The 13,551-nt window shown below is 58.4% G+C and carries 16 protein-coding genes; 9 read left to right on the top strand and 7 right to left on the bottom strand.

Annotated features, from left to right (window positions below):
• Nucleotides 1-5 precede the first annotated feature (5 nt).
• From ABD837_RS13915 to ABD837_RS13900, 4 genes are all read left to right on the top strand, one after another.
• Nucleotides 6-251, top strand: coding sequence for a cytochrome b5 domain-containing protein (locus ABD837_RS13915; protein WP_345055569.1), 246 nt, complete (start codon nt 6-8; stop codon nt 249-251).
• A gap of 74 nt (nt 252-325) precedes the next feature.
• A complete protein-coding gene (gene murQ / locus ABD837_RS13910) occupies nt 326-1,123 on the top strand; it encodes an N-acetylmuramic acid 6-phosphate etherase (protein ID WP_345055669.1) in 798 nt (265 codons plus the stop codon).
• Nucleotides 1,124-1,142: 19 nt separating this feature from the next.
• The gene (locus tag ABD837_RS13905) at nt 1,143-1,427 is read left to right on the top strand and encodes a hypothetical protein (RefSeq protein WP_345055567.1); all 285 of its coding nucleotides are present in this window, start codon (nt 1,143-1,145) and stop codon (nt 1,425-1,427) included.
• Nucleotides 1,428-1,507: 80 nt separating this feature from the next.
• Nucleotides 1,508-2,107 (top strand): hypothetical protein, encoded by a 600-nt coding sequence (locus ABD837_RS13900; protein WP_345055565.1) that lies wholly within the window; start codon nt 1,508-1,510, stop codon nt 2,105-2,107.
• Between the two features lie 55 nt (nt 2,108-2,162).
• Here the strand turns inward: ABD837_RS13900 and ABD837_RS13895 are convergent, their stop codons facing one another.
• The 3 genes from ABD837_RS13895 to era form a co-directional block, all read right to left on the bottom strand.
• The gene (locus tag ABD837_RS13895) at nt 2,163-2,414 is read right to left on the bottom strand and encodes a hypothetical protein (protein ID WP_345055563.1); all 252 of its coding nucleotides are present in this window, start codon (nt 2,412-2,414) and stop codon (nt 2,163-2,165) included.
• 182 nt (nt 2,415-2,596) lie between these two features.
• Nucleotides 2,597-3,925 (bottom strand): ribosome biogenesis GTPase Der, encoded by a 1,329-nt coding sequence (der, locus tag ABD837_RS13890; protein WP_345055560.1) that lies wholly within the window; start codon nt 3,923-3,925, stop codon nt 2,597-2,599.
• A gap of 161 nt (nt 3,926-4,086) precedes the next feature.
• A complete protein-coding gene (gene era / locus ABD837_RS13885) occupies nt 4,087-4,983 on the bottom strand; it encodes a GTPase Era (RefSeq protein WP_345055557.1) in 897 nt (298 codons plus the stop codon).
• A gap of 214 nt (nt 4,984-5,197) precedes the next feature.
• On the opposite strand from era, the gene ABD837_RS13880 reads away from it, so the two are divergent.
• Nucleotides 5,198-5,902 (top strand): hypothetical protein, encoded by a 705-nt coding sequence (locus ABD837_RS13880; protein ID WP_345055554.1) that lies wholly within the window; start codon nt 5,198-5,200, stop codon nt 5,900-5,902.
• On the opposite strand, the gene ABD837_RS13875 is transcribed toward ABD837_RS13880, so the two are convergent.
• Complete coding sequence (locus ABD837_RS13875) at nt 5,859-6,878, bottom strand: AraC family transcriptional regulator (protein ID WP_345055550.1); 1,020 nt, start codon at nt 6,876-6,878, stop codon at nt 5,859-5,861. The genes ABD837_RS13880 and ABD837_RS13875 overlap by 44 nt on opposite strands.
• A gap of 93 nt (nt 6,879-6,971) precedes the next feature.
• On the opposite strand from ABD837_RS13875, the gene ABD837_RS13870 reads away from it, so the two are divergent.
• Complete coding sequence (locus tag ABD837_RS13870; RefSeq protein WP_345055547.1) at nt 6,972-7,526, top strand: NADPH-dependent FMN reductase; 555 nt, start codon at nt 6,972-6,974, stop codon at nt 7,524-7,526.
• A gap of 17 nt (nt 7,527-7,543) precedes the next feature.
• Complete coding sequence (gene hemH / locus ABD837_RS13865) at nt 7,544-8,587, top strand: ferrochelatase (RefSeq protein ID WP_345055544.1); 1,044 nt, start codon at nt 7,544-7,546, stop codon at nt 8,585-8,587.
• Between the two features lie 87 nt (nt 8,588-8,674).
• On the opposite strand, the gene ABD837_RS13860 is transcribed toward hemH, so the two are convergent.
• On the bottom strand, nt 8,675-9,121 hold the full coding sequence (locus tag ABD837_RS13860) for a PRC-barrel domain-containing protein (RefSeq protein WP_345055541.1): 447 nt from the start codon (nt 9,119-9,121) through the stop codon (nt 8,675-8,677).
• A gap of 79 nt (nt 9,122-9,200) precedes the next feature.
• Complete coding sequence (locus tag ABD837_RS13855) at nt 9,201-9,884, bottom strand: hypothetical protein (RefSeq protein WP_345055538.1); 684 nt, start codon at nt 9,882-9,884, stop codon at nt 9,201-9,203.
• 166 nt (nt 9,885-10,050) lie between these two features.
• Between ABD837_RS13855 and ABD837_RS13850 the strand changes: the two genes are divergently transcribed.
• Entirely contained in the window at nt 10,051-11,079 is a 1,029-nt protein-coding gene (locus ABD837_RS13850; RefSeq protein WP_345055534.1) for a DUF2157 domain-containing protein, read from the top strand.
• On the top strand, nt 11,076-12,266 hold the full coding sequence (locus ABD837_RS13845; protein ID WP_345055532.1) for a hypothetical protein: 1,191 nt from the start codon (nt 11,076-11,078) through the stop codon (nt 12,264-12,266). Before ABD837_RS13850 ends, ABD837_RS13845 begins: the two co-directional genes overlap by 4 nt.
• Before the next feature lie 77 nt (nt 12,267-12,343).
• Here the strand turns inward: ABD837_RS13845 and ABD837_RS13840 are convergent, their stop codons facing one another.
• Complete coding sequence (locus ABD837_RS13840; RefSeq protein ID WP_345055530.1) at nt 12,344-13,513, bottom strand: cysteine desulfurase family protein; 1,170 nt, start codon at nt 13,511-13,513, stop codon at nt 12,344-12,346.
• Nucleotides 13,514-13,551 lie beyond the last annotated feature (38 nt).

Raw genomic sequence — 13,551 nt, 5'->3', positions numbered from 1 at the left:
TTGTAATGGAAACGTTGCCCATTCCCTTTTACACGATTCGCCAGCTGGCGTTGCGCAACGGCCAAGACCGCGACGAAATCTGGGTGGCTTATCAGGGAAAGATTTATGACGTGAGCCGCTCGCGACTGTGGCGGCGCGGCAACCACTACGAACACTGGGCTGGCCAGGACCTGACTGCCGAGTTGGATAAAGACGCGCCACACACAGCCAACGTATTCGACAATTTCCCCGTTGTGGGGCAACTCCTGTAGAACATGCGTTAGCTTGTTCACCGTTTGAACTTCCCTTTTTCCTCAACAAGCTAACGCATGTTCTACACCCGATGATGACCACCGAAGCTCCCTCCGAATTCAGCAACCTCGAAACGCTCTCTACCACCGAGCTACTGGCTGGCCTCAGCCGCCTCGACCACACCGTTCCCCAAACGGTGGCGAAGTCGCTGCTACAAATTGAGCGGCTGGTAGAAGTTACGGTGGCCCGGCTGCGTGATGGCGGACGCTTATTTTACATAGGAGCTGGCACTAGCGGACGGCTGGGCGTGGTCGATGCCTCGGAGTGCCCGCCCACGTTTGGTGTGCCAGCCGAGATGGTGGTGGGCATTATGGCCGGTGGCGACGGGGCCATTCGGGTGGCAGTGGAAGGTGCCGAAGACGACGCCGAACAGGCCTGGAAGGACCTGCAAACCCACAACATCAACGCCAAAGACGTGCTCGTGGGCATTGCCGCTTCGGGCCGCACGCCCTACGTTATTGGCGGGCTGGAGCAGGCGCGGGCAGCGGGCCTGGCCACTGGCTGCGTGGTCTGCAACGCGGGTTCGGCTGTGGCAGCGGCGGCCGAGTTTCCGGTGGAAGTGGTGACCGGGCCGGAGTTTATCACGGGCAGCACACGCCTCAAAGCCGGCTCGGCCCAGAAAATGGTGCTGAACATGCTCACTACTGCCACTTTTATTCGCCTGGGCTATGTGCGCGGCAACAAGATGGTCGACATGAAGCTCTCCAACGTGAAGCTGGTGGACCGGGGCGAACGCATGCTGATGGATGAACTCGGCATCGAACAAGCCGAGGCAGCCCAACTTCTGAAGCAGTACGGCAGTGTGCGAGCGGCCCTGGATGCGCGCAAGTAGTACTTCCACTTTTGCCCCTATGGCCCGCCTCAGAATTGGGATTGGATTCCTGTGTGTGCTTCAGAGCCTGCTACTGCTGTGCCTGTACCAGCCGTTGCCCGATGCGCTGGACAAACCCTGGTTCGATACGATTTATAACACTGGCTTTGCCGTCTGCAGTATCGGGTTGGTGGTGCTGGGTTTTCGGGCTTTCAGCCAGCGCCGGGTGCGGCTGGGACTGCTGGCGGCGGCACTGGCTTTTCCGGGGCTAATGTTCTGGGCTACCGTTTTGGCCAGCCTGCTGGCGAACCGTGGGGCGGAATAACGGGTTAGCAGAAGACACCTTTTGCTTCTAAAGCGGCAGCCGTTTCGGAAACGGGCACGGCTGCCCTTCCCTCCCAACCCATGCACACCATCGAGCCGCACTACAACTGGATTGAGCAATACTCGGCCGCCGACGACCCGCGCTCTCCCCTTTTCGGAGCTGAAAACAGCCTAGAGGCTTACACCAACACCATCTACGGCTACTACATCCATCCGCAGTGGGACAGTCTGGGGTCGGACACGCTGTTCTTCAAAATTTTGTTTGCCGACTACGAAGACGGCATTGCCGTGCTTGAATTCATCGGCGAGTGGAACGATGCCATCGAAAACGACATTATGGAGCTCAAGCGGAATATCATCGATATTCTGACGCACGAGGGCATCCGCAAATTCATCCTCATCGGCGAAAACGTCTTCAACTTTCACGGTTCCGACGACGACTACTACGAGGAGTGGTACGAAGACGCAGAAGATGGCTGGATTGCCGGTGTGAACTTCCAGGAGCATGTGCGGCGCGAAATGAAGCAATACAACGTTGATAACTACATTAACTTTGGCGGCCAGCTCGATGACCTGCCCTGGCGCATCTACGAGCCGCGCCGCTTATTTGAGGTGGTTGATGGCCTGCTGAACCGCCGGTTGGGCCTGCCCGAAACCGAGCTTCAAACACCAACCGAGTAAACGCAAAAAAGCCCTTCCGTTGCCGGAAGGGCTTTTTTATTGACTAAGGCAAGAATTACTTCTTAACTTCTGCAGCAGGAGTCTCGGTAGCAGGAGCCATCTTGTCAGCGGCGTTCTCCATAGCATCCGACTTGGCATCAGCCGAGTCACGAACCATGTCAGCCTTGTCTTCCATAGCGTCAGCTTTGGCTTCGCCAGCTGCCTCTACGTTTTCAGCCTGCTGCTCAACAGCCTCTTCTTTCTTGCTTTCGCAAGCGGTGAACGAGAACGAAGCAGCAGCCAGAGCGAGGAACAATACTTTTTTCATCTTGGGGGTTGTTTTAAATGTGGTTGATTTTCAAGCTACATCCGAAGGTTTTTGCCGAGGCTTTCCTTCAAATTCGGGGCTTTATACACGAGCTAAAAAAAGGTAACCCGAACAATCTAAAAATTTCACAAAGTATTTACGCGCCCATCACTCGTGAGCCCACTGCTCGTCCCAACTTCGCCTTATTTCTTGCGGAACAGGATACCAATAGGCACACCGGTGAAGTCGAAATGCTCGCGCATCCGGTTTTCGAGGTAGCGCACGTAGTTGGTCTGCACGTACTGCGGCAGGTTGGCGAAGAAGGCGAACACCGGGTTGTGCGTAGGCAGTTGCGTCACGTATTTGATGCGAATCATCTTGCCTTTGAGCGCGGGCGGGCCGTATTTCTCAATCTCCTTCAGCATGATGTCGTTCAGCTGCGAGGTTGGGATTTTGCGGCGCTTGTTGTGGTACACTTCAATGGCCGTTTCGATGGCCTTGTGCACACGCTGCTTGTTCAACACCGAAATGAACACCACGGGGATGTAGGCAATGGGCGCAATCTTTTCGAGGATTTTCGCCTCGAATTCCTTGGACGTGTTGGTTTCCTTGTTCTCCACCAAGTCCCACTTATTCACTAGGATGACAATTCCCTTGCGGTTTTTGTCGGCCAGAGTGATGATGTTCACATCCTGGGCCTCAATGCCCCGGCTGGCGTCGAGCATCACGATGCACACGTCGCACTCTTCCAGGGCACGCAGACTGCGCATGTTGGCGTAGAATTCCACGTCCTCGCTCACCTTGGCTTTGCGGCGCAAACCGGCCGTATCGACTAGGATAAATTCCTTGCCGAAAGCGTTATAGCGAGCCGAAATCGAGTCGCGGGTGGTGCCGGCAATTTCGGTTACGATGCTGCGGTCTTCGCCGAGCAGCAGGTTTACGAGGCTGGATTTGCCCACGTTGGGGCGGCCCACCACCGCAATGCGCGGAATTTCCGACTCCGGCTCTTCAATGCCTGGGTCGTCGAAGTTTGCTACTACAGCATCCAGCAATTCGCCGGTGCCGTGGCCGTTGGCGCTGCTGATGGCGTAGATTTCGCCGTCGCCGAGGCCCAGCGAGTAGAACTCGCCCACGCCGTTGGCGCGCAGGTTGGTATCAGCCTTGTTGGCCACCATGTAGATGGGCTTTTTGCTGATGTAGCGGCGCAGGACGTGCGCAAACTCTTCATCGAGGCCGTGCACGCCGGCTTCGGCATCTACCATAAAGAGGATGACGTCGGCCTCTTCGATGGCCAGCTTCACCTGCTTGTTGATTTCGCCCTCGAAAATGTCTTCTGAATTGTGCACATAACCGCCCGTGTCAATCACGGTGAAGTTCTTGCCAATCCAGTCGCCGTAGCCGTAGTGACGGTCGCGGGTTACGCCGCTCTCGTTGTCCATGATGGCCTTGCGCTGGCCCACGAGGCGGTTGAAAAGCGTGGATTTGCCCACGTTGGGCCGCCCTACAATGGCGACCGTGTTTTGCTTTGACATGTGGTGTTGGCCCCAGCCGCCGACCCGACCTAGATTCGGCAGTGCCCGGGGTGTGTTAGTTATGGATGGTCGGAATATGTAGGACGCAGCCTTCGCTGCGTCAGGGATTGGCTTATAATGGTTCTTTGGGCACGAACGTGCGACGCAGCAAAGGCTGCGTCCTACTGGTACCCAAACCGGCTCAGCGCTTTCGCGTCGGTGCGCCAGTTCTCGTTCACTTTCACATACATTTCCAGAAACACTTTCTTCTGAAAAAATTTCTCCATTTCCTCGCGCGCCCAGGTGCCTACTTTCTTCAGTGCCTCGCCGCCCTGGCCGATGACGATGCCTTTCTGCGAGTTGCGCTCGACGTAAATAATGCCGCGAATCCGGATGATGTCTTCCTCTTCCTTAAACTCTTCGATAACCACTTCGCAGCTGTAGGGAATCTCTTTTTTATAGAGTTTGAATATTTTCTCACGCACCATTTCGGCGGCGAAAAACCGCTCGGGCTTGTCGGTTAGTTCATCCTTGGGGTAATACGGTGGGTGCACTGGTAGGCGCTCCATTACCAGTTGCAGCACGCCGTCGGTGCCGAACTGTTTGAGGGCCGAAATGGGCAAAACTTCAGCAGCATTGGGCAGCTGCTCTTTCCAGTAGGCCAGTTTGGCTGCTACCTCTTCCTGGTTGGCCTGGTCGATTTTATTGACGAGCAGGATGATGGGCGTGTCCACCATTTTGCGCAGGCGTTCCACTACGGGCTCCTCGTCGTGCTTCTCGTATATATCGGTCACGAACAGCACCACGTCGGCATCTTCGAGCGAGGAATACACGAAGCTCATCATGGCGTTGTGCAGCTCGTATTTGGGCTGAATAATGCCGGGCGTGTCGGAATAAATCAGCTGGAAATCATCGCCGTTGAGGATACCCAGAATGCGGTGGCGCGTGGTTTGGGCCTTGCTCGTGACGATGCTGAGCCGCTCGCCCACCAGCGCATTCATGAGCGTAGACTTGCCCACGTTGGGCTTGCCAATGATGCTCACGAAGCCGGCGCGGTGGGGTTTAGTTTCGGGGTTCACGATGGATGGGTTTGATAATCAGGGGCGCAAAGGTACGGCTTTCGGCGCGAAAAAGCTACGGCAGTAATAAACGTGCCGGGTGCTGAAGTGCGGAAACAGGGCGCAAAATTTCGCTTTTGGTCAATTCGATTTGCGGAAAACATCAGCAATGCCGCTTAAGTGGGACCGGACCTTTGACTTGTTCAACGGACCTCTCACTTAACACGTCAAAACCATGTTTATCGGGCATTTTGGATTAGGATTTGGTGCCAAGGCGGCGCAACCGCGCGTGTCGCTGGGCACCCTGTTTCTGGCGGCGCAATTCGCCGACATATTGTGGCCGAACCTGTTGCTGCTCGGCGTCGAGCAAGTGCGCATGGTGCCGGGGCTGATGGTGGTTTCGTCATTCGACTTTGTATACTATCCCTTCTCGCATAGCCTGGCCATGGATGTGGTTTGGGGCTTGCTGCTGGGGCTGAGCTACTGGCTGCTGCGCCGCAACGCGGGCGGGGCGCTGTTGGTAGGCCTGCTGGTGCCCAGCCACTGGCTGCTCGATTTGGTAGTACACCGTCCCGATTTACCGCTGTTTCTGGGGAGCTCACCGCTGCTGGGCCTGGGCCTGTGGAACTCAATGGCCGGCACGCAGGCTGTGGAAGCCCTGTTTTTCTTCGTGGGGCTGTATGGGTATTTGCGCACCACCCGGGCCCGCAACCGCCAGGGCTGCTACGGCGTGTGGGGCCTGGCCGCGTTCATTCTACTAGTGCATATCAGCAGCCTACTGAGCCAGGAGCCTATGACGACTGCCGTTATTGGGTGGGGCGGGCAGCTGCTGTGGCTGCCGGTACTGCTGGCGTATTGGGTCGACCGTAACCGGGAGGTGCGAGCCGGCACGCCGGCTACCGCCGAAACGCACCCGGCGTCTGCCCCGTCCACTTTTTAAAGGAGCGCACAAACACGCTCGTCTCGGAATATCCCAGCAGAAAGGCAATGTCGGTGATGCTGAGGGCGGGCTCGTGCAAGTGGCGCTGGGCGAGGTCGCTTCGCACCGCATCGAGCAGCTGCTGGTAGGTGTGGCCGGTTTCCTTCAGCTTGAGTTGCAGCGTACGTACGCCCAAGTGGAGGCAGTCGGCCACGGCAGCCAGCGTAGGCGCTTCGCCCTTGAGCAAGCGCACGATTTCGCCGCGCACCTGTTCGGCCAGCGTGGGCAGCTGACTGGTAGGCAACCGGGCCAGCAAGGCGACGGCGTGCTGCTCAAACAACGGAAACAGCGCTGCGTTGGCATAGGGAATGGGCAACGCCAACGTAGCTTCATCGAGCGCAATCTGCGTCAATGGCGCATCAAATTCCAGCTTAGTGGTACCGAGGGTTTGCTCGTGCTCGCGCGTTTCGGCGGGGCGAGGGTAGGCCAGGCGCACGGCTTTCGGTATTATTGGCTGGGCGGTGAGCGTGGCGAAAGCCGCCAGATAAATTGACAGCTCCGAATTCAGCACGTACTGCGGGTGCACGATGGCAGAACTGGTCAGCTCCAGGTTCAGCCAGGTGCCACCGGGCCACTCGGGCGCTGGCGTCTGGTAGGTGCGCACGCCCTGGCAGGCCACGTCCTGGTAGCGGCACAGCAGCGTAATGGCTGCCCCCAGCGTGGGCGCGTGCATCAATACATACGCCAAGGTGCCCGCAGTGGCGAAATTGATGGAACCGCCAAGGTGCAGGTCGAAGTGTGGGTCGTGCGTGGCCTCCATCACCAGCGGCCACAAGCGCTGAATGGTGGCAATGGGCACGCGGGCATCGGGGCCCGCCGCAGTGGCAGGGTCGAACTCAATTGCCCGACACAGAGCCGGCACATCGGCACCATGCTGGCCAGCCACCCACAGCAGCAGATTGAGGGAGGAAGCAGCAAGGGTATCGGGCGGCGTCATGAACACGGAGAATAGAATCCGGCTGCAAGTACGGGCGACCGGTCAAACCATCCTCCCAACCTGGCGGTTTGAAAAGCCCAACTGACATCTTCGATGACCATTCTCGCTTTTTCGGGTAGCCCCCGCTCTGCTTCTGCCATTGGCCATCTGCTACGGGCAGCAGTAGCCGTGGCGCCGGCCGGAATTAACTGCACTTTTTACGAAGACGTTCTCGCCTTGCCCCTATTCAGTCCGGATTTGGATGCTCCCAGCTCGTCCGTTGCGCCGGCTGTAGCCGCATTGCGCGAGCAGCTGCGCGCTGCCGATGCCGTACTGATTGCCACACCAGAATACGCCTACGGCATGCCCGGCAGCTTGAAAAATGCGCTCGACTGGCTGGTTTCGGCGGGCAGTTTCTATGGCAAGCCAACCGGCGTGCTGAGTGCGTCTCCATCCGAGGTGGGCGGCGACCGTGCCCGGGCCGGCCTACTTCTCACCCTGGAAGCGCTGGGCGCCGCAATAGTGCCAGCCGCCTCGTTTCCGATACCGCTGGTGCGCACCAGGCTTGGTGCGGCGGGTGAAGTGACCGATACGGGACTTGCCACTAAACTGACGGCCGCCATGACCGCACTCGTTGCCGCTGTACCCGTACCTGATTTAGCTGATTGATTCTGAACTTTGCCCCAATGAATTCCACTACGTCCCCTAACGCCCGCATCGGCGTGCTACTTGTTAACCTCGGCACGCCCGACTCGCCCAACACGCCCGACGTGCGGCGTTACCTCAACGAATTCCTCACCGACGGCCGCGTGGTGGATATGCCGGCTGCTATTCGCTACCCGCTGTTTCAGGGACTGGTGGTGCCGTTGCGGGCCCCCAAGTCGGCCAAAATCTACAAGGAACTCTGGACGGAGCGGGGTTCGCCGCTGCTCTTTCACGGGCTCGATTTGCAGGCGAGAGTGCAGGAGGCACTAGGCGAGCATTACCTCGTTGCCTTCGGCATGCGCTACCAGAAGCCCAGCATCGAGAAGGCGCTGGAGGAGCTACGTGCGGCGGCGGTGGAGCGCATCATTGTGCTGCCTCTTTTCCCGCAGTATGCATCGGCCAGCACGGGCTCGGTGCAGGAGAAAGTGATGGACTTGGTGAAAGATTGGTGGGTGGTGCCCAGCATCAGCTTCATCAGTCAGTTTGCCACCGACCCGGGCTTTATTGCCACCATTGTGGCGCGCGGCCGGGCCGAGATGGACAAGCAGCACTACGACCACGTGGTATTAAGCTACCACGGCATTCCGGAGCGCCACGTGAAAAAGGGTGACCCCACCAACTACTGCCGCTTCGGAAGCTGCTGCGATACGCTCACCCCACAAAATCAGTATTGCTACCGGGCCCAGTGCTTTGCCACGTCGCGCCTGATAGCGGCGGGCCTGGGCCTACAGCCCGAGCAGTACACCGTGGCCTTCCAAAGCCGCCTGCAAAGCCGCCTGCGCGACCCCTGGCTGCAGCCCTACACCGATGAGGCGCTGAAGGAGTTCCCCGCCAAAGGCATTAAAAACGTCCTGGCCTTCTCCCCCGCTTTCGTGGCCGACTGCCTCGAAACGACCATCGAAGTGGGCGAGGAATTCAAAGAACTGTTTGAGAGCGCCGGTGGCCAGCACTGGCAATTGGTGCCTTCGCTGAACTCGGAGCCCCAGTGGGTAGAGGCCGTGGCCGCCATGGTGCGGCGGAATTAAGTTATAACAGGTTAACCAGTTAGCAAAAGGAAGCGCTGCTGAGCTTAGCTCAGCAGCGCTTCCTTTTATTCCTTGACGATGATTAGCTCAGGAGGCCCGGCGGCTATAAAAGCTGCCTGCGTCGAAAGAGTCCTGCTCATAGAAGCGTGGGTTGGCGGTTGGCTCTTTGCCCAGGGCACGCAAAATGGCCTCTTCATACGTGCGAGTAATCTGGATTTCAACGTACGGCGGGTAGTTCAGCACCGACTCAGCATTGAGCGCGGGCACAAATACGTTGTCGCCGTCCTCATCCAGCGAAGCTGCTCCGATGGGCAGCAGAATGTGGTTTTCGTGCTCATTAATATGGAAGCGGCTATCCAGCTCCACATCGAGGTAGCGCACTTTCAGGGCCTCCACATCCACAATCAACTCGTGCACGATGCCCAGAGCCTGGCCATCGTTGCCGCGCACGGTCCAGCCACGTACGTCGGGATTATCGTCGGCTACTTCGAATTCAGTAAGGTCGCGCAAGCGGCGCAGAATAGGCGTTTCCATGGGCAAGGTGTCAGTTAATAGCTATTGGTCGTCAGCTGGTGGCAGGTTCTTTCAACCACCAACAACCTAAAACTAAAAATCAATTCTTAGGCTCGCCGAGCACTCGCACTGCGGCAGCGGCCTGCGTCAGAAACTGCTGGTTCTGGCGTTGTTCAGCAGCCGTGGCGCTACGCCCCGATAATTGCCCGGCCAGGCTTGCCAAGTCGTTGGCTTGCGATTCCAGTTCGGGGTAAGCCTTTTGCTGCATGACCCGCACGAGCCCGGCTGCCGCTACAAAACCGGGGCGTAGGCTGGTATTAGGTTCATCTAGGCGGGCAATGGCGCTGGTGAGATTGTCGCGCTGCTCGGCAATAGCAGGTTCACGAAAATCGTCGCGGTCGGTGAGAGAAACCAGCACCCCGGCCAGCTTTTGCAGTCCATGCAGGGCATAGTCGGGAGCAGCGGGGTTGCTGGCGGCTTGGGTGGCCAGCGAGGCAGCCGTTTCGGAACTGCTGTTGGCAGCATCTTGGGTACTGTCGCCCTGTGGAATGGCATCAATAGCTGCCCGGCGGGTGGCCTGGTCTATGGCAGCAGCGGCAGCCAGGGTATCCGGGGCCGTAGCGGGCGACGCCGCCTCCGTGGTCGCGGCGAGTGGGGCAGGCTCATCGGCGGGGCCGGGTCGCAGGAAAAAGTAAGCAGCCACGGCTAGCACCACGGCGGCTAGTAACACCAGCAGCCACGGGCTGGGAGAGGTTTTTTTGCGTTGAATATTGATGTCAGCCATTGTGGGGGAATAAGCAGAGAAGTCGGCTTACGATAGAAGGCGAAAAATAGTCATTCCTTCGCAAGCATACACGCTTATCCTATATATAGATTACATAGTCGTAGTATTGCCTAGCCAATAGCCCGCTTGCGACCGAGCCGGTTTCTACGACCATTTAGTACACATCATGTCATCTCCGCTGCCTTACCTAGCCGACCTGGAGGCGCGCGAATTGCTACCCGCCGAACAGGTGGCTGCCATTGCCGCCGCCGAGCGCATCCAACCCTTTTCCTTGCATTACGAGCTGCGGACATTGCTCTACCTGGGTATCACAATGCTGGCGGGAGGGTTGGGGGTACTCATTTATCAGCACATCGACAGCATTGGCCACGGGTTAATCATTGCTGTTATTGCTGCGCTCACCGCTGCCTGCTTCACCTTCGCAGTACGGCATCGCGCCCCGTTTACCTGGGGCATTGCTCCGCGTACGTCGGTAGGAGCCGACTACCTGTTGCTGCTGGGTTGCCTGCTTTTTGTGGTGCTGGAAGGCTATGCGCAGTACCAGTACGGCGTATTCGGGCAGCGCTACGGGTTGGTAACAGTGTTGCCGGCACTGTTTTTTTTGCCGCTGGCTTATTGGTTCGACCATCGCGGGGTGCTGGCCATGGGTCTCACGGCGCTGGCTTCGTGGGTGGGCCTCACGGTAGCGCCGCTGGCCGTGCTCACCCAGAACGAGTTTTGGAACGATGACATTCGTGGGGCCGCTATCGGCTTAGGCCTACTGTTGATGTGCACCGGCTTTTATTCCGAATTTCGGGGGCGCAAGGCGCATTTTGCCTTTACCTATCTGCTGTTGGGCAGCAACCTGGCACTGGCCGCGCTGGCAACGTCGTTGCTCGATGCGCCCTATTACCGGGACTCGCTAGTGAGTGCCGGCATTACGCTGCTTATTGTGGGGCTGTGCGCCGGCTTGTTCTGGTATGCCCGCCGCACGCAGTCGTACTGGTTTCTGATACTGGCGGCGGGCTACGCCTACTTTGCTGCCTGCTATGTACTGGTGCATTTGCTGATGCTGGTTCCCGAGCTGGCAATTGTCGGGGCTTTTGTGTTCTTCCCGCTTGGGGCACTGGTGGTAGTACTCTTTTTTGTGAACCTGAAAAAAATCATGCACGGGCCCGCGGGCCCGGCGGCTCCGACCCCTTCACCTCAACCATGAACTGGCAAGCATACAACCCCGATTGGGCCTTCCATACGGTACTGCGGGCCCGTGCGGCGCGCTGGCAGCGCCGCGGGCAGCTTAGCCCTGAGCAGTTAGCAGCTATCGAGGCAGGTTACCCACTACCCTATTACCAGCCGGTGTGGCCCTTGCGCGTAGGCCTTTTCATCTTCACCTGGATTGGGCTTACTATGATGGGCGTTGTGCTGGCACTGATTACCAAAGGGGACGCACCATTTGCCACCGGGCTGGTTTGCTGCTTGGCCTGCTTCGGAGTTCTGGAACTGGTGATTCGGGAGCGCCGCTTTTACCATGCCGGCGCCGACAATGCCCTGCTATATGCAGGTCTGGGAATCGCGGCAGCGTTAATTGCCTATGTCTTTTTCGAAGCGGACAATTGGAACTTCTCTGCTGTCGGCCTTACTAGTGGTTTTTTGCCGCTCACGTTAGGGCTGATAGTAATGCTGGCCGCCGTGGTGCGCTACGCCGATGTGCTGGCTACTTTCGTTGCCTTTATAACTGTGCTGGTTCTGGTGCTGCTGGCGGTTCTATCCATTCCGCCCGCCTTACTACTGCTGCCTTTTGTATTCATGGCCACGGCCGGTGCGACACTGCTGGGTTACCGCGCCATTGGCCGTCGCCTTGCCGGAACTGCTTTGGCCGACTACTACGCCAACTGCCTGCTGATTGTGAAGCTGCTGGCCCTTACGCTGTTTTACCTGGGCGGCAATTACCTGGTGGTACGCGAGGGCTACGCCGACCTGAACCATGAGTTTGCGTCAACACAGATTCCGTTGGCGCCGCTGTTCTATGCCTTCACAGCCGGCATCCCGCTGCTCTACATTGTGCTGGGCCTACGCCGGGCCGACCGCCCAACCTTGCTGCTAGGCTTGCTGACCCTGGCGTTTTCGTTCTTCACCCTTCGGTACTACCGCTCGTTGATGCCTCCCGAAATCACCGCCGTAGCCGGTGGCCTCGTGCTTACGGTAGCCGCCGGAGCCCTGCTTCGCTACCTGCGGCCCGCTCGCTTCGGCCTCACCTCCCTGCCCGACGACGAGCCGCGCCACTTCAACCTCGAAAACCTGATTCAAGCCCAAACAGCCCACGCACCTGGTGCACCAGCCGCCGATGGGTTTGACTTCGGAGGCGGGCAATCGGGCGGCGGCGGCGCGACGGGCAACTTTTAAAAGTCGAATGCGGCACGAAAACAATGGGTTTCGTGCCGCATTCGGCTTTATTCCACGTGCAGCAATCGAAGCTGCCACTACACTGCCACCGGCCGGTACAGCTTAGCCAGCGCCGCCACGGCATAATCTACTTCAGCTTCGGTGTTCATCTTGCTCATCGAGAAGCGCACTGTTGCCCGCTCAGGGTCACAACCCAACGCCTCGAGCACGTGCGAGCCGGTTTGCGCCCCGCTGGTGCAGGCCGAACCGCCCGAAGCCGCGACCTTGCTGATATCCAGGTTGAACAACAGCATCTCGCTGAAGGCCGACGGCGGCAGGCTCACGCTCAGCACCGTGTACAGGCTATGCTCGGCTAACTCCGACACACCGTTGAATTGCACATCGGCAATGTCGGCCCGCAGTTTGGTGATAAACCGGTCCTTCAACCCCTGCACGTGCGCCTGGTGGCTAGCCAAATCACGCACTGCGATTTCCAGCGCCTTAGCCAGCCCTACAATGCCAGCCACATTCTCGGTACCCGAGCGCACGTTGCGCTCCTGCGAGCCCCCATGAATAAGCGGGCTGACCTGCAAACCGCTACGGGTATAGATAAACCCCACGCCCTTCGGCCCGTGAAATTTGTGCGCTGAGCCCACCAGAAACTGGTTTTTCAGCCTTTGTACGTCGTGCCGGTAGTGGCCCATCGTCTGCACCGTATCGGTATGGAACACCGCTTCATGCCGGGCGCAAATGTCTCCGATAGCAGCAATGTCGTTCAGGTTGCCAATTTCGTTGTTGGCCTGCATCAGGCTCACAAAGGTGCGCGACTGCCCCGCGAGTAATTCCTCCAAGTGCTTTAAATCGAGTTGGCCCTGCGTGTCGTGCTTCACATAGTGCAGCTCAATCTCGCCGCTTTTAGCCAGCGCCTGCAAGGGGTGCAGCACCGCGTGGTGTTCCAGCGGCGAAGTAATGGCATGCTTCAGCCCCAGCGTGCGCACACTACCAAAGGCAGCGTAGTTGTCGGCTTCAGTGCCACCGCTGGTAAAAGTGATTTCGGCCGGGGCGGCGTTCAGCAGGTGAGCTACTGTTTTGCGGGCGTTTTCGATGGCGGCTCTCACTTGCCGCCCCGGACCGTGCAGGCTACTGGGGTTGCCGTAGTGCTGCTGCAAAAATGGCAGCATGGCCTCCAGCACCTCGGGGTCGAGGGGCGTAGTGGCAGCGTTATCAAAATAAGCGTAGGCGGGGGCGGAGAGGGAAGTTGAATTCATAGACACGTCATTTCAGCAGAAAAAAGCCAGAAGCCGGG

This window comes from Hymenobacter glaciei (genome assembly GCF_039539585.1).
Taxonomy (GTDB): domain Bacteria; phylum Bacteroidota; class Bacteroidia; order Cytophagales; family Hymenobacteraceae; genus Hymenobacter; species Hymenobacter glaciei.
Note: the sequence above shows the minus strand (reverse complement) of the source record. Positions and strands in the feature narration are given on the sequence as shown.

Coding starts and splice junctions, on each gene's coding strand:
- ABD837_RS13915 (WP_345055569.1), top strand. CDS start 6: ATGGAAACGTTGCCCATTCCCTTTTACACGATTCGCCAGCTGGCGTTG.
- murQ (WP_345055669.1), top strand. CDS start 326: ATGACCACCGAAGCTCCCTCCGAATTCAGCAACCTCGAAACGCTCTCT.
- ABD837_RS13905 (WP_345055567.1), top strand. CDS start 1,143: ATGGCCCGCCTCAGAATTGGGATTGGATTCCTGTGTGTGCTTCAGAGC.
- ABD837_RS13900 (WP_345055565.1), top strand. CDS start 1,508: ATGCACACCATCGAGCCGCACTACAACTGGATTGAGCAATACTCGGCC.
- ABD837_RS13895 (WP_345055563.1), bottom strand. CDS start 2,414: ATGAAAAAAGTATTGTTCCTCGCTCTGGCTGCTGCTTCGTTCTCGTTC.
- der (WP_345055560.1), bottom strand. CDS start 3,925: ATGTCAAAGCAAAACACGGTCGCCATTGTAGGGCGGCCCAACGTGGGC.
- ABD837_RS13880 (WP_345055554.1), top strand. CDS start 5,198: ATGTTTATCGGGCATTTTGGATTAGGATTTGGTGCCAAGGCGGCGCAA.
- ABD837_RS13875 (WP_345055550.1), bottom strand. CDS start 6,878: ATGACGCCGCCCGATACCCTTGCTGCTTCCTCCCTCAATCTGCTGCTG.
- ABD837_RS13870 (WP_345055547.1), top strand. CDS start 6,972: ATGACCATTCTCGCTTTTTCGGGTAGCCCCCGCTCTGCTTCTGCCATT.
- hemH (WP_345055544.1), top strand. CDS start 7,544: ATGAATTCCACTACGTCCCCTAACGCCCGCATCGGCGTGCTACTTGTT.
- ABD837_RS13860 (WP_345055541.1), bottom strand. CDS start 9,121: ATGGAAACGCCTATTCTGCGCCGCTTGCGCGACCTTACTGAATTCGAA.
- ABD837_RS13855 (WP_345055538.1), bottom strand. CDS start 9,884: ATGGCTGACATCAATATTCAACGCAAAAAAACCTCTCCCAGCCCGTGG.
- ABD837_RS13850 (WP_345055534.1), top strand. CDS start 10,051: ATGTCATCTCCGCTGCCTTACCTAGCCGACCTGGAGGCGCGCGAATTG.
- ABD837_RS13845 (WP_345055532.1), top strand. CDS start 11,076: ATGAACTGGCAAGCATACAACCCCGATTGGGCCTTCCATACGGTACTG.
- ABD837_RS13840 (WP_345055530.1), bottom strand. CDS start 13,513: ATGAATTCAACTTCCCTCTCCGCCCCCGCCTACGCTTATTTTGATAAC.